The sequence below is a fragment of the Arthrobacter sp. YA7-1 genome (assembly GCF_025960325.1).
GTDB classification, from domain to species: Bacteria; Actinomycetota; Actinomycetes; order Actinomycetales; family Micrococcaceae; genus Arthrobacter; species Arthrobacter bambusae_A.
The window spans coordinates 3,231,878-3,252,504 of record NZ_CP110114.1; the positions used below are offsets into that span (position 1 = coordinate 3,231,878).

Here is a 20,627-nt window from a genome sequence, read left to right on the forward strand (position 1 = left end):
TTGAGGACAAGGATGTCTGAAAACAAGATCTTGAGCGACCTCGACATTGCCCGGAGTGCGGCGATGCGTCCCATCGTGGAAATCGCAGAGCGTGCCGGGATCAACGTCGATGCCTTGGAACTGTTCGGCCGGTTCAAGGCGAAGATCGATCCTGCCAAACTGCGTCTCCCTGATGCCAAACGTGCCGGCAAGATCGTCCTCGTCTCGGCCATGTCCCCGACGCCGGCGGGCGAGGGAAAGTCCACAACCACGGTGGGCCTTGCCGATTCCTTGGCACGGGCTGGCCACCGCGTGATGATCGCGCTGCGCGAACCCTCCCTTGGGCCGATCCTGGGCATGAAGGGAGGAGCGACCGGTGGCGGCTACTCCCAGGTTCTTCCCATGGACGAGATCAACCTGCATTTCACCGGCGACTTCCACGCAATCACGTCCGCCAATAACGCCCTCATGGCCCTCGTGGACAACCACATCTTCCAAGGCAACGAGCTCAACATCGACCCCCGCCGCATGACGTTCAAACGGGTCCTCGATATGAACGACCGCTCGCTGCGCGAAGTCATCATCGGCCTGGGCGGGCCCGCTCAAGGAGTCCCGCGGCAGGACGGCTTCGACATCACCGTGGCGTCCGAAATCATGGCCGTCTTCTGCCTCGCGACGGACTTGGATGATCTCCGCGAGCGCCTCGGCCGCATCACCTTTGGATACAGCTATGACCGGCGGCCGGTCACCGTGGCTGATCTCGGTGTCCAGGGCGCACTGACCATGCTGCTGAAGGACGCTATCAAACCGAACCTCGTTCAAACCATCGCAGGGACGCCGGCCCTGGTGCATGGCGGGCCGTTCGCCAACATCGCACACGGCTGCAACTCTCTCATCGCCACACAAACGGCCCAGGAGCTCGCCGACATCGTGGTCACGGAAGCGGGATTCGGCGCCGACCTTGGGGCCGAAAAGTACATGGACATCAAGTCGCGCATCGCGGACGTGGCGCCGTCGGCCGTCGTCGTGGTCGCAACAATCCGGGCGCTGAAGATGCAAGGGGGCATCCCGAAGGAGCTTCTCAAGGAGCCGAACGTTGAGGCGCTCGCTGCCGGCGTCGAAAACTTGAAACGGCATGTGCACAATATCGAGAAGTTTGGCGTCACCCCGGTCGTTGCCATCAACAAGTTCGCGACGGACACAACAGAAGAGCTCGACTGGCTGCTGGCCTGGTGCGCCCGGGAGGGAGTGCAGGCAGCGGTGGCGGATGTCTGGGGCAGAGGTGGAGGCGGCGACGGCGGCGACGAGCTTGCGGCGAAGGTCGCCGCAGTGCTGGCGGCAGCAACGCCGTCGGACTTCCGTCATTTGTATCCCCTGAGCCTGTCAGTGGAGGACAAGATCCGCACGATAGTCCAGGAAATCTACGGCGCCGACGGTGTGGAGTTCTCCGTCCCCGCGCTCAGGCGCCTCGCGGACATCCGGAAAAATGGCTGGAGCGGGATGCCCGTCTGCATGGCGAAGACCCAATATTCATTCACCGACGACGCCTCCCAGTTGGGTGCCCCCAAGGGATTTACGGTGCATGTCCGTGAGCTGATTCCCAAGACCGGGGCGGGCTTCATCGTCGCACTGACCGGTGCGGTCATGACGATGCCCGGCTTGCCCAAGGAGCCCGCCGCGATGCGAATGGACGTCGATGAGCACGGCAACCCGGTGGGCCTCTTCTGACCCTCGCTCACCTATATGGCCCTTTCACGGGGACGCTCACCTATATGACCCTTTCGCGCGACGCTCGCTCACCTGTGGCACCTGAAGGCGGCCGGACCCTCGGCCGAATCCCGGGCCTGTGGATAACTTCTGCGAGCCCCCGCCCGTTTGCGCAACAATGCGGGTATGCGAAACGAGTTTGCCCTTCCCACTGAACTGCTTTCAGGTCCGTTCACGCTCGCCGAGGCCCAAGCCCGGGGCGTCCCGCGCGGCCGCCTGCTTCGCGCCGACGTCGAGCGCGTCAGCCGTAACCTCTACCGCCCGAGCGGCTGGGACTTCGATCTGGAGGCAGCCGCCCGTGCGCTGTCGGCCGCCACCCCCGGTGCCTGGATCTCGCACGTGACGGCGGCGCGCCTTCGCTACTCCAGCCTTCCGCCCTGGCTTGCCGATTCGACGGAGCTGCACCTCAGCAAACCGCGATCGTTGCCCGGAGCCCGCCGCATGGGCGTGATCGGGCACAGGGTGATCGCGGCCGAGGACGAGGTCGAATCCGTTGACGGAATACGGATCAGCACCCGGCCCCGCACTTGGCTGGACATGGCCCGGCTGCTGCCTTTGGACTACCTCGTCTGTATGGGCGACGAGCTGATTCGCGTACCCCGCCAGGCGCTGGAAGGGAGGGACACACCCTTCGCCACCCTCGAAGGACTGCGCGCCTTGGTCGAACGGCATCCAAATTTACGGTTACGTCCCGCTGAGTGGTGGAGTTTTCTCGACACCGTGCAGGTCAGTTATTTGATTATGCTGCCGTGAGTTCGGGAAGCAAAATCGCCTCCGCGATCGGCGTGGCGGGGGTCGTGTTCATGGCCTTGAGTTCGGTCATGGAGGCCTCGGAGAGGTAGCGGCGGTCGCCTGCTTCCCATTCGTCGTGTTGCTCGACGAGGACCGCACCGGCGAGCCGGAGAAGGGCAGCCGGGTTGGGGAAGACGCCGACGACGTCGGTGCGTCTCTTGATCTCTTTGTTGACGCGTTCCATGGGATTCGTGGACCAGATCTGGCGCCAGTGCCTGGCCGGGAATCCAGTGAACGCGAGCACGTCGTCCCGTGCGTCGCCGAGCATCGCGGCGACCTTCGGGTGGGATTTGAGAAGCATCCGGGTGACCTCGTCGAACTGGGTGTTCACGTGCCCGGCGTCGGGCTGGGCGAAGGCGGTGCGGATGATCGAGGCGACCATGTCTTGGGATCCCTTCGGCACGGTCGAGAGCACATTGCGCATGAAATGCACTCGGCAGCGCTGCCACGTCGCGCCCTGGAACACCGTGCCGATGGCTTTCTTCAGGCCGGTGTGGGCGTCGGAGATCACCAGTTTCACTCCGTCCAGTCCGCGGGCCTTCAAGGACCGCAGGAACGCGGTCCAGAATCCCTCGTTCTCGCTGTCGCCGACGTCGAAGCCCAGGACTTCCCGGCGCCCGTCCGCGGCCACGCCGAAGGCGACCACGACGGCCTGGGACACGACGCGGTGCCCGACGCGGGCCTTGCAGTAGGTGGCGTCGAGGAACACGTACGGGTAGTCCATGGCCGAGAGGTCGCGGTCCCGGAACGCGCCGACTTCGTGGTCCAGGTCCTCGCAAATCCGGGAAACTTCGGACTTGGAGATCCCGGTGTCGGCCCCGAGCGCTTTGACCAGGTCATCGACCTTCCGGGTGGAGACCCCGTGCAGGTAGGCCTCCATCACGACAGCGTAGAGGGCCTGGTCGACGCGGCGGCGGCGTTCCAGCAGAGCCGGGAAAAACGACCCGTTCCGCAGCTTGGGGATCTTCAGGTTCAGGTCCCCGGCGGTGGTCGTCAGGGTCCTGGGCCGGGACCCGTTGCGCTGTGTGGTCCGTGCCTCGGAGCGTTCGAACGGGGCGGCGCCGATGAACGCGGTCGCCTCGGCCTCGATGAGCTGCTGGTACAGGGTTTCGGTCGCGGCACGGATCCGATCGGAGACATCGGTGAGTTTCAGTTGGCCAAGGAGGTCAAGCAGGGCAGACTGGTCTAGAGCCATCGTGTGTTTGTGTCCTTTGTGAGTTCTTTGATCGGTACTCACTGACCATCGCACGATGGCTCACTACGTTGCCGGAGCAACGCGCAACCGCTGAGATCTACACCACTCGGCGGGACATAACCCAAATTTACAGGGCGTCGTGCGTGCCCGGCAGGCGCTCGAACTGATGCGCGTGGGCGCGGACTCTCCCCCGGAGTCCCTGCTTCGCTTGGCCATGCTGGACGCGGGAATCCCCGAACCCGAACTCCAGCTCGGCTTGCGAAGTGACGATCCGTTCTCGCCGTCGGCGGATTTGGGGTTCCGCCACAGGCGGGTCGCCATTCAGTACGACGGCGGCCATCACCTCGCGGAGGCCCAGACACTTAGTGATCGACGCCGGAACAAAGCCTTCGAAGCTGCCGGGTGGACCGTCCTCGTGTTCCGCAAGGACGATCTGGCAGATGGATTCGAGCTGGCCACCAAGAAGATCAAGAAGGCGCTGCGATCAGCGTGGGTCGATCCTGCCGTCGCATCCGGGTTTGCAAGTGCCGTGTAGTGAGCTTAAACGGCGGACGCCCGCTCACCTGAAGGTGAGCGGGCGTCCGGCCAAAACCCCACATAGGTGAGCGGGCGTCCGGCCAAAACCCGATATAAGTGAGCGGGCGTTTAGCGCTCCACGTCGCCGCGGATGAAGGCCTCGACCTTTTCGCGGGCGAGGTCGTCGTTGAACTGCTCCGGCGGGGACTTCATGAAGTAGCTCGAAGCCGAGAGCAGCGGGCCGCCGATACCGCGGTCCAGGCCGATCTTGGCGGCGCGGATGGCGTCGATGATCACGCCGGCAGAGTTCGGGGAGTCCCAGACCTCGAGCTTGTATTCCAGGGACACCGGGGCATCGCCGAAGTTGCGGCCTTCGAGGCGGACGAACGCCCATTTGCGGTCATCGAGCCAGGCGACGTAGTCGGACGGCCCGATGTGGACGTCGTCGGCGTGCAGGACGGCCTCGACGTTGGAGGTCACAGCCTGGGTCTTGGAGATCTTCTTGGATTCCAGGCGGTCGCGCTCCAGCATGTTCTTGAAGTCCATGTTGCCGCCGACGTTCAGCTGGTACGTGCGGTCCAGCGTGACGCCGCGGTCTTCGAAGAGCTTGGCCATGACGCGGTGCGTGATGGTGGCGCCGATCTGGCTCTTGATGTCATCGCCGACGATCGGCACACCGGCGGCGGTGAACTTGTCGGCCCATTCCTTGGTGCCCGCGATGAAGACCGGCAGGGCGTTGACGAAGGCAACACCGGCGTCGATGGCGCACTGCGCGTAGAAGTGTGCAGCGTCCTCGGAACCGACGGGCAGGTAGCAGACCATGACGTCGGCCTTGGCTTCGCGCAGTGCGGCGACGATGTCCACTGCTTCTTCCGGAGCCTCGACGATGGTCTCGCGGTAGTACTTGCCCAAGCCGTCCAGGGTGTGGCCGCGCTGCACGGTCACGCCCGTCGAGGGGACGTCGGCAATCTTGATGGTGTTGTTTTCGCTGGCGCCGATGGCGTCAGCGAGGTCGAGGCCGACCTTCTTGCTGTCGACGTCGAAGGCAGCGACGAACTGGACGTCGTTGACGTGGTACTTGCCGAACTCGACATGCATCAGACCCGGAATCGTGGCCTGGGGGTCGGCATCGCGATAGTAGTGGACACCTTGGACCAGCGAAGCGGCGCAGTTACCTACGCCGACAATGGCGACACGAATCGGATGTGAAGACACGGAACTCCTTTGAGAACTAACCTCAGGTGCCTTGCGCGTCCGTACCTGAGTGCAGGACGGCGTCTTAAAGGCACAGCGCCATTCGACGCTCTTTGCATTGTAACCAACCCGAACGGGGCCGGCTTTGTTCCCAGCCGGCCCCGCTCGTGAATTAAGTTTGCGAATCTACTTCTGCGCCCACAGATTGATGTCGGATTCGACGGCGAACTCGTCAATTGCTGTCAGTTCCTCCGACGTGAAGCCGAGGTTGTTGATCGCGGACACAGTGTCCTCCAGCTGGGCGACGCTTGACGCGCCCACCAATGCCGATGTCACAGGCGAACCCTTGGGCTGCTCGCGCAGGATCCAGGCGATAGCCATCTGGGCGAGGGTCTGGCCGCGCCCTTCGGCGATGGCATTCAAGCCACGCACCCGGCTCAGCTTTTCCTCGGTCAGCGCTGATTCGGACAAGAACCGTTCCTTGGCGGCACGCGAGTCGGCCGGGATGCCGTTCAGGTAGCGGTTGGTGAGCATTCCCTGAGCCAGCGGGGAGAAGGCGATGGATCCCGCGCCAACCTGGTCGAGCGTTTCGTAGAGGTTGGGCGCACCGTTCTCCGTCCAGCGGTTGAGCATGGAATAGCTGGGCTGGTGGATGAGCAACGGCGTGCCCATCTCCTTGAGGATCCGGGCCGCCTCAAGGGTCTGGTCCGGGGTGTACGAAGAGATCCCGGCATAGAGCGCTTTGCCCGAACGGACGGCGTGGTCCAGGGCGCCCATGGTTTCTTCCAGCGGGGTTTCGGGATCGGGACGGTGGCTGTAGAAGATGTCCACGTAGTCCAGTCCCATGCGCTGGAGCGACTGGTCCAGGCTGGAGAGAAGGTACTTGCGGGAGCCCCATTCTCCGTAGGGGCCCGGCCACATGTAGTAGCCGGCCTTGGTGGAAATGACGAGTTCGTCGCGGTACGGCTTGAAGTCGTCCTTCAGGTGGCGGCCGAAGTTCGTTTCCGCCGAACCGTCCGGCGGACCGTAGTTGTTGGCGAGGTCGAAGTGGTTGATCCCCAGGTCGAAGGCCCTGCGGAGGATGGCGCGCTGCTCTTCGAAACGCTTGTCGTCGCCGAAGTTATGCCATAGTCCCAGCGAGATCGCGGGAAGTTTGAGGCCGCTGCGTCCGACGCGGCGGTAGGGCATGGTTTCATAGCGGTTTTCCGCAGCCGAATAAGTCATACGTACCATCCTGCCACCGCCTTCGAGGCTCGAAGCGCAATGTCCGCCATGTGGGCGCGGTCACCTTCCGGCTCGCTGTCAGCTAAGGCGCACGACGGCGGCGCTCTCCCCCGGGAGCGTCAGCTTTCCGTTCCCGACGGCGGCCGAAGACTCCGTGGCAAGCAAGACTTCGCCGTCCATAGCCTTCGTCAGGGTCTGGTCCCCGAAGTTGCAGGCTACCCGCACGGCGCCCCGGCTGAGAACCAGCCATTTGTCCTCTTCGCTGAAGTCGACGTGGGTGTCGGTGAACCCGCCCCCGGCGAGCTCCGGCGTCGAGCGCCTGAGCTTCGCCAACGCCCGGTAAAGGTCCAGCAATCGGGCGTGATCGCCGTCGTGGGCTTCCTCCCACTTGAGCTTGGAGCGTTCAAACGTCTCCGGATCCTGGGGGTTGGGCACCAACGCAGGGTCCCAGCCCATCCGTTCGAATTCCTTGAGCCGGCCCGTCGCTGTGGCCTCCGCCAGCCATTCCTCGGGATGCGAGGTGAAGAACTGCCACGGCGTGGACGCGCCGAATTCTTCGCCCATGAAGAGCATCGGGGTGAACGGCGACGTCATAGTCAGCACGGCGGCGAGCGCCAGCCTGCCGTAGGACAGGCTCGAACTCAGGCGGTCACCGGCGGCGCGGTTTCCGATTTGATCGTGGTTTTGGTTGCAGACCACCAGCGCGGCAGGATGAACCAGCCCCGGCCGGATGGGCCGGCCATGATGCCTGCCGCGAAAGCTAGAGTAGCTCCCGTCATGGAAGAAACCGTGTTCAAGCACCTTCGCCAGTGCGCCCAAGGAATCGAAATCCGCGTAGTAGCCAGCCGTCTCCCCGGTGAGGTTCACGTGCACGGCGTGGTGGAAATCGTCGCTCCACTGTCCGTCCAGTCCGTAGCCGTTGGTATCCCGGCGGTAAATGAGGCGCGGATTGTTCAGGTCCGATTCCGCGATCAGGGTCTTGGGGACGCCGGTTTCGGCTTCGATGCCATCCGCGAGGCTGGCGAGGTCCTCCAGGATATGGACGGCCCGCTCATCGCGGAGGGCATGGACGGCGTCGAGGCGCAGCCCGTCAACGTGGAAGTCATCCAACCACATGGCGGCGTTGTCCAGGATGTATTGCCGGACTTCGTCGGAGCCGGAGCCGTCCAGGTTCACCGAGTCGCCCCACGTGTTGCCTTCGCCGGACTTCAGGTAGGGGCCGAATTTCGGTAGGTAGTTCCCGCTGGGGCCCAGATGGTTGTAGACCACATCCTGGATCACGCCGAGTCCGACGGCATGCGCCGCATCCACGAATCGCTGATAGGCCTCCGGCCCCCCGTAGCCCTCGTGGACGGCGAACCACAGCACGCCGTCGTACCCCCAGTTGTGGGGGCCGTTGAAGGCATTGACCGGCAGGAGCTCCACGAAGTCGATTCCCAGGTCAACGAGGTAGTCCAGCTTTTCGGCGGCTGAGTCGAGGGTGCCTTCCGGAGTGAAGGTCCCGAGGTGGAGTTCATAGATGACCGCGCCGCCGAGCCCGCGTCCTGCCCAGTCCGAATCATTCCAGGCATAAGACGAGGAGTCGAAGGTGCGGGAAAGATCATGGACTCCGTCCGGCTGGCGCTGCGACCTGGGATCGGGAAAGGGTCCCTCCCCGTTCACCAGATAGCCGTAATCAGTCCCGGCCAACCGGGGTACGTCCGCCACCCACCAGCCCGCGCCGCCGCCGTCGTCGTGCGATCGCATTTCGTGGTGCTGACCGTCCGCCAGCAGAGTCACTGACTCTGCGAACGGGGCCCATACATCGAACCGTTTTCCCACGTTGGTCTTCTCGGCCATCGCTCCCCCTCAATCGTCTCGTCCGGGCTTCGTTGGCCCGCATTTGTCGGTGCTTTGGCTAGCCAATGGGTACGAGCAAAGCCACCGGGTACCTCTGCAGCAGCCTTGCGACGGGCACCTCGCCCGGGGCGTAACTGTTGCCTGTGAGCTCATCCCGGACCGCGCTCCCGAGCCGAATGAAAGTTTCCTCCCACCCCCCGTTTCGCTCAAGTTTCCGCGGCAGCCTGGTAGCCAAAGTGATGGCACCGCCACCGTCGGAAGCGGTGCCGCGGTCGAAGGCGACCAAGTGTTCGGCTGCGGGCCCCTCTGCCATGACGGGACTGTAACCACCGAAAAGCTCCGGCCGGTCGCGTCGTAGGCGCAGTGCCCGGGACGTCAGCAGAAGCTTGGCCAACTCGTCCCGCGCTTCAGTCTGGACACCGGCGTCGAGGGCGGCGAGTGCTGCCCTCCGCCGTTCGAAGTCGACCGCGCGCCGGTTGTCGGGGTCGGTGAGTGATCGATCCCAAAACTCAGTGCCTTGGTAGACGTCGGGTACGCCCGGCATGGTCAGCTGGACAATCTTCGCCGACAGTGAGTTGGACGTTCCATACGGGTCCAGAAGTGCAACGAACGCTTCGAGGGCGGCCGTCACCTCCGGCACGTCGAAAACGGCGTCGACGGCGGAGGCCAGCTTCGCTTCGAAGCCTTCGTCCGGCTCCGTCCAGTTGGTGGAGTTACCGGCTTCGCGTGCTGCTTTGGCGACGTAACCCTGAAGGCGTTCCCGGCTGGCCGGCCACGCACCCGCGATGGCTTGCCATATGAGCGCCGCAAGTGGCCCGTCGGGGATCGGCGCCAGTTCCTGCATGCGGTCCACGAAGGCTTCCCAGTCCGGGACTGCCTCGGAGATGGCGGAGATCCTGGCGCGGGTGTCTTCACTGCGCTTGGTGTCGTGCGTGGTCAGGGTGGTCATGGACAGCGGGAGCAGCGCCTGGCGGCGGGCCATGCGTTCGTGGAATCCAGCCGTGGACAACGCGAACTCCGTGGGGTCCGCTCCCACTTCTGTCAGCGTTCCAAGGCGCGTGTAACGGAAGAACGCAGTGTCTTCCACGCCCTTGGCCATGACCATCCCTGACGTCTGCTGGAACCGCCGGCCCAGTTCACGGCCGGCGTCCAGCAGGAGGGGGAGCAACGCTTTGAGGATCTGGTCCAGCTCAGGCCTGGTCCGTGCAGCCCGCTCGACGGCCTCCACCAGGGTGTCTTTGCCGTCGGGAAGGTAGCTCCGGTAGACGTGGAACGAGGCGATGATCTCGGCCAGGGCGTCAGCCACCTCCAGGCGGGGCAACTCCGGCGATTCCGGGACGAGCCTCGCGAGCCGCAGGATTTCCGAATGCAGGATGCCGTCCGTGATACGGCGCTTGGTGCCGTGGATCATGGCCTCGTAATCGGCGGGCGAACCGGTGCCCCGGAGCCTGCCGTCCAAGGCGTCAAGCTGCACTTCGGCGTCGGGATCCACGAAAAGGCGATCGACGTCGGCGAGGGCGTCGTAACCTGTGGTTCCCTCGCAGTCGAAGTTCTCCGGAAGGCTTTCCCCGGGCTCCAGGATCTTCTCGACGAGCAGATAGGAGCCAGCCGTGGTTTCTTTCAGGCGCTCCAGGTACCCGGCGGGGTCCGCGAGCCCGTCCGGATGGTCGATCCTCAGCCCGTCCACAAGCCCGTCACGGAACCATCGGGCGATCTCCGAGTGGGCTTCCTCGAAGACCCAGGGTATTTCGACGCGTATCCCGGCCAGCGTGTTGACCGCGAAGAACCGGCGGTAATTCAGTTCGTCGTCGGCCCGGCGCCAGCCGACCAGCTCGTAGTGCTGCCGCGCATGGACGTCCGTGGCGTCATCACCCTCGGCGTAGCTGCCTTCTGCCAACGGGAAGCGGTGGTCGAAGTAACGCAATTCGCCGTCGACCACTTCGAGCTTGTCGAGGTCGTCATCGCTGCCAAGGACCGGCAGCCGGAGCTTTCCGCCACCGAAGTCCCAGTCGACGTCGAACGCTTCCGCGTAGCGGGAGGCCTTGCCCTCCTTGAGGAGGGACCACCACCAGGCATTTTGTGGGGGCGAGGCAACTCCCATGTGATTCGGGACGATATCGACGAGGACTCCGAGGCCGGCTTCCCGTGCCGCTTTGGAGAGCGCCGCGAGCCCTTCGGCGCCGCCGCGCGAAGCATCAATCGTGGAGGGGTCCGTGACGTCGTAACCGTGGTCCGAGCCTTCCTCGGCCGTCAGGATAGGCGACAGGTATACCCAATCCACCCCCAGCTCGCGCAGATATCCGGTGAGGGCCGCCGCGTCCTGGAGCGTGAACGAGGACCTGATCTGGAGCCTGTACGTGGAGACGGGAGTCCTCATGATCCCCCGTTCTTGTGGGCGCGTGGCTTTCTGGGCTTTTTCGGCGCAGCGGCTGGCTTGGTTTCGGGGTCAGCCTTTGGCTCCGATGCATGGTGCTTCTTCGGTCCGGGTGCCTCTTCCGGTACGGCCTGGAGAGGATTGGTGGACGGTGCCGGTGTGGCCGGCGCAGTCAAGGAGGCCGTTTCGGTGGTGGCTGTCTGCGACAACGCGGCAAGGGACGCGGCTACGGAATGGTCGGGGTCCGTGTCCGGAACGCTGTGTGCCCTCAACACCACGAGTGATTTGGCTCCGACGCCCAGGACTGCTTCCGCCTTCACGGGCTCGGTGTCCGCTCCGCCGCCGGCCGTGTCGATGATGATGTCCCACGCCGGTGCGTATTCGTCCGAGGGCAGCTTGAAGCCGACTTCGTCGTCGTGGGCGTTGAAGTAGAGCAGGAAGTTGACGTCCGTGATGCGCCGGCCTTGGTTGTCCCGGCCGCGGATCCCGTCACCGTTGAGGAACACCCCTACGGAGCGTCCGAAGCCACTGTCCCAGTCCGACGGCGTCATGGTGGTTCCGTCGACGTCGAGCCATACGATGTCCGGAAGCCTCTCGCCCTCACCTCTCAGTACCGGGCGTCCGTCGAAGAAGCGGCTGCGCCGGAAGGTCGGATGCTTGGCGCGCAAGGCGCTGACCGCGGCCGTGAACTCCACCAGCGGCTGGTCCACGCCGTCCCAGTTGATCCACGTCAGCTCGGAGTCCTGGCAGTAACCGTTGTTGTTGCCCCGCTGCGTCCGGCCGAGCTCGTCACCATGCAGCAGCATCGGAACACCCTGGGACAACAGCATGGAGGCGATGAAGTTCCGCTGCTGGCGGGCACGCAGGCCCAGGACCTTCGGATCCTCCGTAGGCCCTTCAACACCGCAGTTCCAGGAACGGTTGTGCGATTCGCCGTCGTTGTTGCCTTCGCCGTTGGCCTCGTTGTGCTTCTCGTTGTAGGACACCAGGTCAGCCAAGGTGAAGCCGTCGTGGGCCGTGACGAAGTTGATGGAGGCCACCGGGCGCCGCCCGGAATGCTCGTAAAGATCCGCCGAACCCGTCAACCTCGAGGCGAACTCGCCCAGGGTCGAAGGCTCGCCGCGCCAGAAGTCACGCACCGTGTCCCGGTACTTGCCGTTCCATTCCGTCCACTGCGGCGGGAAGTTGCCCACCTGGTAGCCGCCCGGACCCACGTCCCACGGCTCGGCGATCAGCTTGACCTGGGAGACCACCGGATCCTGCTGGATGAGTTCGAAGAACGTGGACAGCTTGTCCACGTCATAGAACTCACGGGCCAGCGTGGACGCCAGATCGAAACGGAAACCATCCACATGCATTTCCGTGACCCAGTAACGCAGCGAATCCATCAGCAACTGCAACGAATGCGGACTGCGCACGTTCAACGAGTTGCCCGTACCCGTGTAGTCCATGTAATGCTTCTCGTCACCGTCCATCAGACGGTAGTACGCGGAGTTGTCGATGCCCTTGAAGGACAGCGTGGGGCCCAAATGGTTGCCCTCGGCCGTGTGGTTGTACACCACGTCAAGAATGACCTCGATGCCGGCCCGGTGAAGGGAACGCACCATGGCCTTGAAGTCCTGGACCTGCTGGCCGGTATCGCCCTTGGAACTGTAGCTGTTGTGCGGGGCGAAGAACCCGATGGTGTTGTAACCCCAGTAATTGTTCAACCCCTTGTCCTGCAGGATGCCGTCGTTCGTGAACTGGTGCACCGGCATCAGCTCGATCGCCGTGACCCCCAGCTTCTGCAGATGGGAAATCACCGCCGGGTGGGCGACACCGGCATAGGTGCCGCGCTGTTCCTCCGGAACCTCCGGGTGCAGCTGGGTCAGGCCCTTGACATGCGCCTCGTAAATCACGGACCGGTGATACGGGATCCGCGGAAGGTGGTCACCGTCCCAATCGAAGAACGGATTGATGACCACACCCAACATCATGTGGGGCGCGGAGTCCTTGTCGTTACGGGAGTCCGGATCCCCCATGTTGTACGAGAAAAGCGCCGGATCCCAGTCGATCTGCCGGTGGATGGCCTTGGCGTAAGGATCCAGGAGGAGCTTGTTGGGATTAAACCGCTGCCCGGCGGCAGGATCATACGGACCATGCACCCGGTAGCCATACTTCTGTCCGGGCTGGACATGCGGAAGGTAGCAATGCCAAACATAGCCGTCCACCTCGCTGACGGTGTAGGAAACCTCTTCCCCGTCGTCATCGAAGAGACACAACTCCACCTTCTCCGCCTTCTCGCTGAACAACGCGAAGTTCGTTCCCGTGCCATCGAAAGTGGCACCCAACGGGTATGCGGATCCTGGCCAAACGTCCATGTGTTCTCCTTCGTGTGCCGGATAACCTTCTGCCAGCCTAGCCAGACTATGTGACATTCACGGAACTTCCGTGGTCATCCGACGCGATGTTCCTTGAGAAATCGGAAGACGCCGGGGACCGCCCGGGCGATATCGGAAGCCGCCAATGGCCCGCCCGCCGAGGCCGCACTGCCCGCCATTCCGTGGATGCTCGCGCCGACAGCGGCTACCGCGGCCCAGCGCGCGTCGGGGGCGATCCCCAAGGCGGCGAAAGGTCCGTCGTCGTCCAGTGCGGATTCCGCGTATGCCGCCGCGAGCGCGCCGACGATGCCGCCAAGGACGTCGCCGCTGCCTGCCGTTGACATCCACGGGCATCCATCTGACTGGCTGAAGACTGCTCCGGACGGCGAAGCAATCACCGTTGTGGCACCTTTGAGCAGGACGACCGCACCGGTGTGTCCGGCCGCGAGCCGGGCGAAGTGCACGGTCCGCGACTCGACGTCCTCCCGCGTGACGCGCACTTCGCCCCGGCCGAGAAGGGCAGCGAGTTCCCCGGCGTGCGGGGTGAGAATCCAGTTCGGCGGGCAGCGTTCCGGCAGGAGCTCGAGGGCTCCGGCGTCAACGACGGCGGGCTGGCCGGCGCTTGCGGCCGCAGCCAGTACGTCGCGGGCCCGCTGGAGTTGTTCGGCCCCGTCCAGGCCAGGGCCGAGGAGCCACGCCTGGACCCTGCCTGGCCCGGCCGGCTCCCAGATGGCTTCGGGGGTTCGTGCCAGGACCTGCCGCGCCACGACTTCCGGACCGAGGTAGCGCACCATTCCCGCGCCGGCCGCGGAGGCGGCATCGACACAGAGAGCCGCAGCCCCGGTGTAGCGCTCGGAACCGGCCACGATGCCCAGGACTCCCCGGGTGTACTTCTGGGCCCGGCGTCCCGGGTCCGGCAGTACGCCGGCCAGGTCAGCGGCCGAGAAACGACGCAGGGCGGGTACGGGAAGACCTTCCTCGATGCCGATGGGCACGAGGATCACGCGGCCGGCACAGCCCTCCCCCGGATCAGCCATCAGACCGGCTTTGACTCCCCCGAACGCCACGGTCAGCCGCGCCGTCAATACCGGCCAATGGACCTCGCCTGTGTCAGCGTCCACTCCGCTGGGAACATCGCAGGCCACCACCAGACCGGGCTTGAGCTCCTCCATGGCCGCAATCAATTCCGCGGCCGAACCACGGAGGCCACCCCTGGCTCCAGTACCCAGGATGGCATCAATGACCACATCGTCACCGGCAACCAGCACGGCCAGTTCTTCGGCATTGTCTTCGTCCAGGACATGGACGCGTCCGCCGGCTGCGCGGAAGGCCGCGAGGGCGTCAGGATGGGCTGAACCTGCGGTGAGTACCGCCGTCGTGCGCATGCCGCGTCCCGCGAGCGTTGCCGCAGCGTAGAGTCCGTCCCCTCCGTTGTTGCCCTTGCCCGCCAGCACGGTGATGCTCGAGCCGTACAGGCGGCGGCCTTCCGCTCGGAGTTCACCCACGACGGCGTTAGCCAGTCCGTTGGCCGCGCGCTGCATGAGAACAGCGCCCTCGCCGGCATCAAGAAGCGGTTGTTCCGCTGCCCTGATCTGAGTTCCGGTGAAGGCGCTGATCATGGTTGTTTGCGCTGCTAGGATTCGGCGATGACCATGGCAGTGGCGATCCCGCCATCGTGGCTCATGGACACGTGCCAGCGCTTCACGCCCATGGACTCGGCGACTGCCAGCACGGTGCCCTTCACTTTGATGGTGGGGCCGTTCTGGTCCAGCCCGATCCAGCAGTCCTGCCAGTTCATGCCCGCGGGAGCCCCCAAGACCTTTGCCACCGCTTCCTTGGCCGCGAAACGCGCGGCCAGGGACCGCGTGTTCAGTTCGCGTTCCGCGGGTACGAACAAACGGTCACGGAGGCCCGGGGTCCGCTCAAGTTGGCGCCCGAAGCGCTCAATGTCTACGACGTCTACGCCTATGCCAACAATCATGCGGCTATTCTACGGTCACACTCTTGGCGAGGTTGCGCGGCTGGTCCACGTCGTACCCCTTGGCCTTGGCCAGCTCTGCCGCAAAAATCTGCAGCGGAACAGTCGTGAGGAGTGGCATCAAGAGCGTTGGCGTCTGCGGGACGTAGAAAACGTGCTCGGCGTATGCACGCACGGCTTCGTCGCCTTCCTCGGCGATCACCAGGGTGCGCGCACCGCGTGCGCGGATCTCCTGGATGTTGCTGACAACCTTCGCGTGCAGGGAATCGCGGCCGCGCGGCGACGGGACCACAACAAAGACGGGCTGCCCTTCGTCGATCAGGGCAATCGGACCGTGCTTGAGCTCGCCGGCGGCGAAGCCCTCGGCGTGGATGTAGGCGATTTCCTTGAGCTTCAACGCGCCCTCAAGCGCCACCGGGAAGCCCACGTGGCGGCCGAGGAAGAGCACCGACTTCTCGTCCTTCATGCTGCGGGCGAGTTCGCGGAGCGGACCTGCGTTATCGAGGATCTTCTGGATGTGGGCGGGAATCTTGCCCAGGTCCGCCAAGACGTCCTTGATCTGGCCGGAGAAGATGTTCCCGCGCAGCTGGGCGAGGTAGAGACCGAGCAAGTACGCGGCCGTGATCTGGGCCAGGAACGCCTTGGTGGAGGCGACGGCGATCTCCGGTCCGGCGTGCGTGTACAGAACGGCGTCGGATTCGCGCGGGATGGTGGATCCGTTGGTGTTGCAGATGGAGATGGTCTTGGCGCCCTGTTCACGGGCGTAACGGACAGCCATCAGCGTGTCCATGGTTTCGCCGGACTGGCTGATGGACACCACCAGGGTGTTGGCGTCAACGATGGGGTCGCGGTAGCGGAATTCATGCGCGAGTTCCACCTCGGTGGGGATACGGCACCAGTTCTCGATGGCGTACTTGGCGACCATCCCGGCGTAGGCAGCCGTGCCACAAGCCAGGACGATGATCTTGTTGACCTGCTTCAGCAGTTCGGGGTCGATCCGGAGCTCACTCAGGGTCAGCTGGCCGTTGATGTCCGAGCGGCCGAGGAGCGTCTGGGTGACGGCGTCGGGCTGGTCGTGGATTTCCTTCTCCATGAAGGAGCTGAAGCCCCCCTTTTCGGCGGAAGCCGGGTCCCAGTCGACGTGGTATTCCTTGCCCTGGGCGGGGGCGCCGAAGAAGTCCGTGATCTCCACGGTGTCGGCCGTGATGGTGACGATCTGGTCCTGGCCAAGCTCGACGGCGCGGCGCGTGTGATCGATGAAACCGGAAACGTCCGAGCCAAGGAAGTTCTCGCCTTCTCCCAGCCCCACGACGAGGGGCGAGTTGCGGCGGGCGGCCACGACGACGTCCGGCCGCTCGGCGTGCACGGCGAGGAGCGTGAACGCGCCTTCGAGCCGCTGGCAGGCAAGCTGCATCGCTTTGGTGAGCCGTCCGTTGGACGAGTCCCCGTTGAGCTGGTTACGGAAAATGTCGCCCAGAAGTGCTGCGGCAACTTCGGTGTCCGTCTCAGACTCGAAGGTGATGCCCTTGGCGATGAGTTCCTGCTTGAGTTCGGCGAAGTTTTCAATGATTCCGTTGTGGATCATGGCCAAGCGTCCGCCATCGGCCAGATGCGGGTGGGCGTTCTGGTCGGTGGGTCCGCCGTGGGTGGCCCACCGTGTGTGGCCGATGCCGGTCAGCGAGTCCGGGAGCGGATTTCCGTCGAGCTCGTTCAACAGATTGCTCAGCTTTCCGGACTTCTTGCGGGCTGAGATGGTTCCATCAGCCACCACTGCAACTCCGGCTGAATCATAGCCCCGGTATTCAAGCCGCCGGAGTCCTTCAAGCACGACGTCGAGAGCCGAGTGCCCGGCATCTGCCCGGCGGGATGAATTGCCAACGTAACCTACGATTCCACACATGCCTACAAGACTAGCGGTTGCCCCGCGAAATGGACGTAGGATATCCAGGCCCGGGGGCAGGCCACGCCGCGGAATATGCCGGATCACGTACCTTTGCGGAGAGCATGCTCACACAAAATCTGCCCGCCGTTCATGCTGTATTTCCGGATCAGCCAGCGGAGGGGCAGAATCTCTAAGGTGACTTTGCAACGCAATGAAGCGAACGGCGACAGCTCCTCTCCGTTCGTGGAGCTGGACAGGCAGACGTGGTCCCGGCTCGGTGCGCAAATGGAGCAGCCGCTTAACGAAGAGGACATCATCCGGCTTCGCGGCCTCGGCGATCCCCTGGACATGAAGGAAATCCGCGAGGTCTACCTTCCGCTCTCCCGCTTGTTGCACCTCTACGTCCAGGCATCACAGCAGCTTCATGCCGCCACGACCACCTTCCTTGGCGAGCAGACCCAGCGCACGCCCTTCGTGATCGGCGTCGCGGGTTCCGTGGCGGTCGGCAAGTCCACCATTGCCCGCGTGCTGCGCGAAATGCTCCGCCGTTGGCCCGGCACTCCGAACGTCGAACTCATCACGACCGACGGGTTCTTGTATCCCCTCGCCGAGTTGAAGCGCAGGCATTTGCTTGAGCGCAAGGGCTTCCCGGAATCCTACGACCGCCGGGCGTTGCTTCGTTTCGTGAGTGCCATCAAGGGGGGCGCCGAAGAGGTCCGCGCTCCTTGGTATTCGCACGTCACCTACGACATCGTCCCGGACAAGGAAGTGGTGGTCCGGCGTCCCGACGTGCTCATCGTCGAGGGCCTCAATGTATTGGCGCCCGCCCGTCCCCGGCAGGACGGCCGGCAGGGCTTGGCGCTGAGCGACTTCTTCGATTTCTCCATTTATGTTGACGCCAAGACGTCGTACATCGAAGACTGGTACGTGGACCGTTTCCGCAAGCTTCGAAACACCGCGTTCGCCCAGCCCGAATCCTACTTCCACCGTTACGCGACGCTCTCCGACGCCGAGGCGGAAGCGACGGCGCGCGGCATTTGGAAGCGCATCAACGAACCCAACCTTGAGGAAAACGTGCTCCCTACCCGCGGCAGGGCTCAACTTGTCCTCACCAAGGATGCCGACCATTCGATCCGCCGCATGCTGCTCCGAAAGGTCTAGCACGGATGTGCTACAACGGCGGCCCCAGCCGAAGGTCCTTCGCGACGCTCCTCGCCGCAGGGGTGGGTATGGCCGCCTTGGCGGCCTGCACCCCGGATAACCGGGTCGCCACGCCCACGTCGACTCCGTCCCCCTCAGGTCCAGCGCCGACGCCGGCCGCGGCGACCACGACGGCGGTCCCCTCCGCAGCGCCAACTGATCAGCCGCCGTCGGGCGCACCGCCGTCGAAGGCTCCGTCGGCGGCCCTGTCCCAACAGTTTTCCCACAGCGACCCCGCGAGCCAATGGGTCATCGTCAACAAGCACCGGCCGCTGACCCCATTGCGGTTTGTCCCTGCCGACTTGGTGCAGCCCCGCGTGCAACTCGCAGTCAGCGGAGAGGCGTCCCTGCTCAACAGCACCACCGCGGCAGCGGCCGAGAAACTCTTCGCGGCAGCCACCTCGGCCGGCGTGACCCTGACTTTGGCGTCCGGCTACCGTTCCTTTCAGACCCAGACCGCCACGTACAACGGCTATGCAAGCACCCGCGGACAGGCCTCGGCGGACACGGCCTCGGCACGTCCCGGCTTCTCGGAGCACCAGACTGGCTGGGCGTTCGATATCGGCGACGGCGGCGGGGCGTGCAGCTTCGAGCCCTGCTTCGCCGATCAACCTGCCGCGGTGTGGGCCAAGGCCAACTCGTACAAGTTCGGATTTGTCGTCAGGTACCCCTGGATGCTCAATGAAGTCACCGGCTACTACTACGAGCCGTGGCATTTGCGCTTTATCGGGATTGAAGCTGCTACGGATATGAGCAAGCGGGGCATCGGCACCCTCGAGGAGTACTTCGGGCTTGAAGCGGCGCCGGGCTATCTCTAGCGGTTGATTGAGCATCAGGCACGTGAACAACTGTGGCCCATCTCCCCACGGAGACGGGCCACAGCTGTCTGGTCTTGCGATGTTGGGGCTAGAGCGCCAGTTCGTGCGGAATGGCGAGGCGGTCTTCGACGACGCCGGCGAGTTCGGTGCATATGCGGGTGGCGGTTTCCATGTCCGCTGCCTCCACCATCACGCGCACGAGCGCTTCGGTGCCGGAGGGCCGCAGGAGCACCCGGCCGGTATCACCAAGTTCGAGTTCGGCGGCAGCCACCGCGGCGGCAACGCCTTCGTCGGTGGCGGCGCGCGATTTGTCCACGCCCTTCACGTTGATCATGAGCTGCGGCAGCTTGGTCATCGCACGGGCAAGGTCTTTGAGGGTTCGGCCGGTACCGGCCACTTGGGCGGCAATCTGCAGACCGGTCAGGACGCCGTCTCCCGTGGTGGCGTAATCCGAGAAGATCACGTGGCCGGACTGTTCTCCACCAAGGCTGAAGCCGCCGTCGCGCATTGCTTCCAGGACGTACCGGTCCCCCACCGCGGTCTCGCGGAGGGTGATTCCAGCATCCCGCAGAGCGATCTTGAGTCCGAGGTTGCTCATCACGGTGGCAACCAGGACGTCGTCCTTCAGCTTTCCGGACTTCTTCAGCGCGAGGGCCAGGATCGCCATGATCTGGTCACCGTCAACCTCGTTGCCTTCGTGGTCCACGGCGAGGCAGCGGTCGGCGTCGCCATCGTGGGCAATGCCGAAATCGGCACCGTGCTTGACCACCGCTTCCTTGAGCTGGCCAAGGTGGGTGGACCCGACGCCGTCGTTGATGTTCAGGCCGTCGGGTTCCGCGCCGATCACCACAACTTCGGCGCCGGCGCTGGCGAAGACCTGCGGGGAACAGCCGCTTGCCGCCCCGTGGGCGCAGTCCAGCACAACCTTGAGACCCTCGAGGCGGTGCGGCAGGGTGCCGAGCAAGTGGACGATGTAACGGTCCTCGGCGTCCGAGAAACGCTGGATGCGGCCGACGTCGCCGGCCACTGGACGCGCGGGTTCCTTGCCGAGCTGGGCCTCGATCGCGTCCTCTACTTCGTCCGGGAGCTTCTGGCCGCCGCGGGCGAAGAACTTGATGCCGTTGTCCGGTGCCGGGTTGTGCGAGGCCGAGATCATGACCCCGAAATCGGCGTCGAGGTCGGCGATGAGGTAGGCCGCGGCGGGCGTGGGCAGTACACCGGCGTCGTACACGTCGATGCCGGAACTCGAAAGCCCGGCTTCCACGGCTGCGGCGATAAACTCCCCGCTGGCGCGCGGATCCCGGGCGACCACGGCACGGGGCCGCGTTCCATTGGCCGCACGCTCGTGGCCAAGGACCACTGCTGCTGCTTGGGCCAACTGAAGAGCAAGCTCCGCGGTGAGCAATCCATTGGCGAGACCACGCACGCCATCTGTTCCAAATAATCTAGCCATCGCGTCCCAGTCTAGACGACGGCTGTAGGCGCCGAGGGAAGCAGTGACGGAGGACG

At 64.5% G+C, this 20,627-nt stretch carries 15 protein-coding genes; 5 read left to right on the forward strand and 10 right to left on the reverse strand.

Features of this window, described 5'->3' with window-relative positions:
* Positions 1 to 12 precede the first annotated feature (12 nt).
* Both OIT41_RS15115 and OIT41_RS15120 read left to right on the forward strand, forming a co-directional pair.
* The gene (locus OIT41_RS15115; protein WP_264636726.1) at positions 13 to 1,707 is read left to right on the forward strand and encodes a formate--tetrahydrofolate ligase; all 1,695 of its coding nucleotides are present in this window, start codon (positions 13 to 15) and stop codon (positions 1,705 to 1,707) included.
* 165 nt (positions 1,708 to 1,872) lie between these two features.
* The gene (locus OIT41_RS15120; RefSeq protein ID WP_264636727.1) at positions 1,873 to 2,499 is read left to right on the forward strand and encodes a hypothetical protein; all 627 of its coding nucleotides are present in this window, start codon (positions 1,873 to 1,875) and stop codon (positions 2,497 to 2,499) included.
* Here the strand turns inward: OIT41_RS15120 and OIT41_RS15125 are convergent.
* On the reverse strand, positions 2,486 to 3,733 hold the full coding sequence (locus OIT41_RS15125; protein WP_241711089.1) for an IS256 family transposase: 1,248 nt from the start codon (positions 3,731 to 3,733) through the stop codon (positions 2,486 to 2,488). The two genes, OIT41_RS15120 and OIT41_RS15125, sit on opposite strands and share 14 nt — an antisense overlap.
* 139 nt (positions 3,734 to 3,872) lie before the next feature.
* On the opposite strand from OIT41_RS15125, the gene OIT41_RS15130 reads away from it, so the two are divergent.
* On the forward strand, positions 3,873 to 4,268 hold the full coding sequence (locus OIT41_RS15130) for an endonuclease domain-containing protein (RefSeq protein ID WP_319801827.1): 396 nt from the start codon (positions 3,873 to 3,875) through the stop codon (positions 4,266 to 4,268).
* Between the two features lie 110 nt (positions 4,269 to 4,378).
* On the opposite strand, the gene OIT41_RS15135 is transcribed toward OIT41_RS15130, so the two are convergent.
* The 8 genes from OIT41_RS15135 to glmS all read right to left on the reverse strand — a co-directional run bounded on the left by OIT41_RS15135 (position 4,379) and on the right by glmS (position 17,118).
* Positions 4,379 to 5,464 (reverse strand): inositol-3-phosphate synthase, encoded by a 1,086-nt coding sequence (locus OIT41_RS15135; RefSeq protein ID WP_078108128.1) that lies wholly within the window; start codon positions 5,462 to 5,464, stop codon positions 4,379 to 4,381.
* Positions 5,465 to 5,629: 165 nt separating this feature from the next.
* Positions 5,630 to 6,667: an L-glyceraldehyde 3-phosphate reductase gene (mgrA, locus tag OIT41_RS15140; RefSeq protein ID WP_264636728.1), complete on the reverse strand. Its 1,038-nt coding sequence runs from the start codon at positions 6,665 to 6,667 to the stop codon at positions 5,630 to 5,632.
* A gap of 78 nt (positions 6,668 to 6,745) precedes the next feature.
* Positions 6,746 to 8,506: a malto-oligosyltrehalose trehalohydrolase gene (gene treZ / locus OIT41_RS15145; protein WP_264636729.1), complete on the reverse strand. Its 1,761-nt coding sequence runs from the start codon at positions 8,504 to 8,506 to the stop codon at positions 6,746 to 6,748.
* A 58-nt stretch (positions 8,507 to 8,564) separates the two neighbouring features.
* The gene (gene treY / locus OIT41_RS15150; protein WP_264636730.1) at positions 8,565 to 10,883 is read right to left on the reverse strand and encodes a malto-oligosyltrehalose synthase; all 2,319 of its coding nucleotides are present in this window, start codon (positions 10,881 to 10,883) and stop codon (positions 8,565 to 8,567) included.
* Positions 10,880 to 13,240 (reverse strand): glycogen debranching protein GlgX, encoded by a 2,361-nt coding sequence (gene glgX / locus OIT41_RS15155; protein WP_264636732.1) that lies wholly within the window; start codon positions 13,238 to 13,240, stop codon positions 10,880 to 10,882. Before glgX ends, treY begins: the two co-directional genes overlap by 4 nt.
* 74 nt (positions 13,241 to 13,314) lie before the next feature.
* Positions 13,315 to 14,859 (reverse strand): NAD(P)H-hydrate epimerase, encoded by a 1,545-nt coding sequence (locus OIT41_RS15160; protein ID WP_264636733.1) that lies wholly within the window; start codon positions 14,857 to 14,859, stop codon positions 13,315 to 13,317.
* A 14-nt stretch (positions 14,860 to 14,873) separates the two neighbouring features.
* Complete coding sequence (locus OIT41_RS15165) at positions 14,874 to 15,221, reverse strand: holo-ACP synthase (RefSeq protein ID WP_078108118.1); 348 nt, start codon at positions 15,219 to 15,221, stop codon at positions 14,874 to 14,876.
* Positions 15,222 to 15,225: 4 nt separating this feature from the next.
* The gene (glmS, locus tag OIT41_RS15170; RefSeq protein WP_078108117.1) at positions 15,226 to 17,118 is read right to left on the reverse strand and encodes a glutamine--fructose-6-phosphate transaminase (isomerizing); all 1,893 of its coding nucleotides are present in this window, start codon (positions 17,116 to 17,118) and stop codon (positions 15,226 to 15,228) included.
* Between the two features lie 132 nt (positions 17,119 to 17,250).
* On the opposite strand from glmS, the gene coaA reads away from it, so the two are divergent.
* Together coaA and OIT41_RS15180 are read left to right on the forward strand one after the other, a co-directional pair.
* The gene (coaA, locus tag OIT41_RS15175; RefSeq protein WP_241707142.1) at positions 17,251 to 18,261 is read left to right on the forward strand and encodes a type I pantothenate kinase; all 1,011 of its coding nucleotides are present in this window, start codon (positions 17,251 to 17,253) and stop codon (positions 18,259 to 18,261) included.
* Positions 18,262 to 18,266: 5 nt separating this feature from the next.
* Positions 18,267 to 19,118, forward strand: coding sequence for a D-alanyl-D-alanine carboxypeptidase family protein (locus OIT41_RS15180; RefSeq protein ID WP_264636734.1), 852 nt, complete (start codon positions 18,267 to 18,269; stop codon positions 19,116 to 19,118).
* An 88-nt stretch (positions 19,119 to 19,206) separates the two neighbouring features.
* Here the strand turns inward: OIT41_RS15180 and glmM are convergent, their stop codons facing one another.
* Positions 19,207 to 20,571 (reverse strand): phosphoglucosamine mutase, encoded by a 1,365-nt coding sequence (gene glmM / locus OIT41_RS15185; protein WP_078108114.1) that lies wholly within the window; start codon positions 20,569 to 20,571, stop codon positions 19,207 to 19,209.
* Between the last annotated feature and the right edge of the window lie 56 nt (positions 20,572 to 20,627).

Excerpts from the sequence above, each read along its gene's own strand:
- OIT41_RS15115 (WP_264636726.1), top strand. The coding sequence starts at position 13 with ATGTCTGAAAACAAGATCTTGAGCGACCTCGACATTGCCCGGAGTGCG.
- OIT41_RS15120 (WP_264636727.1), top strand. The coding sequence starts at position 1,873 with ATGCGAAACGAGTTTGCCCTTCCCACTGAACTGCTTTCAGGTCCGTTC.
- OIT41_RS15125 (WP_241711089.1), bottom strand. The coding sequence starts at position 3,733 with ATGGCTCTAGACCAGTCTGCCCTGCTTGACCTCCTTGGCCAACTGAAA.
- mgrA (WP_264636728.1), bottom strand. The coding sequence starts at position 6,667 with ATGACTTATTCGGCTGCGGAAAACCGCTATGAAACCATGCCCTACCGC.
- treZ (WP_264636729.1), bottom strand. The coding sequence starts at position 8,506 with ATGGCCGAGAAGACCAACGTGGGAAAACGGTTCGATGTATGGGCCCCG.
- treY (WP_264636730.1), bottom strand. The coding sequence starts at position 10,883 with ATGAGGACTCCCGTCTCCACGTACAGGCTCCAGATCAGGTCCTCGTTC.
- glgX (WP_264636732.1), bottom strand. The coding sequence starts at position 13,240 with ATGGACGTTTGGCCAGGATCCGCATACCCGTTGGGTGCCACTTTCGAT.
- OIT41_RS15160 (WP_264636733.1), bottom strand. The coding sequence starts at position 14,859 with ATGATCAGCGCCTTCACCGGAACTCAGATCAGGGCAGCGGAACAACCG.
- OIT41_RS15165 (WP_078108118.1), bottom strand. The coding sequence starts at position 15,221 with ATGATTGTTGGCATAGGCGTAGACGTCGTAGACATTGAGCGCTTCGGG.
- glmS (WP_078108117.1), bottom strand. The coding sequence starts at position 17,118 with ATGTGTGGAATCGTAGGTTACGTTGGCAATTCATCCCGCCGGGCAGAT.
- coaA (WP_241707142.1), top strand. The coding sequence starts at position 17,251 with ATGCTGTATTTCCGGATCAGCCAGCGGAGGGGCAGAATCTCTAAGGTG.
- OIT41_RS15180 (WP_264636734.1), top strand. The coding sequence starts at position 18,267 with ATGTGCTACAACGGCGGCCCCAGCCGAAGGTCCTTCGCGACGCTCCTC.
- glmM (WP_078108114.1), bottom strand. The coding sequence starts at position 20,571 with ATGGCTAGATTATTTGGAACAGATGGCGTGCGTGGTCTCGCCAATGGA.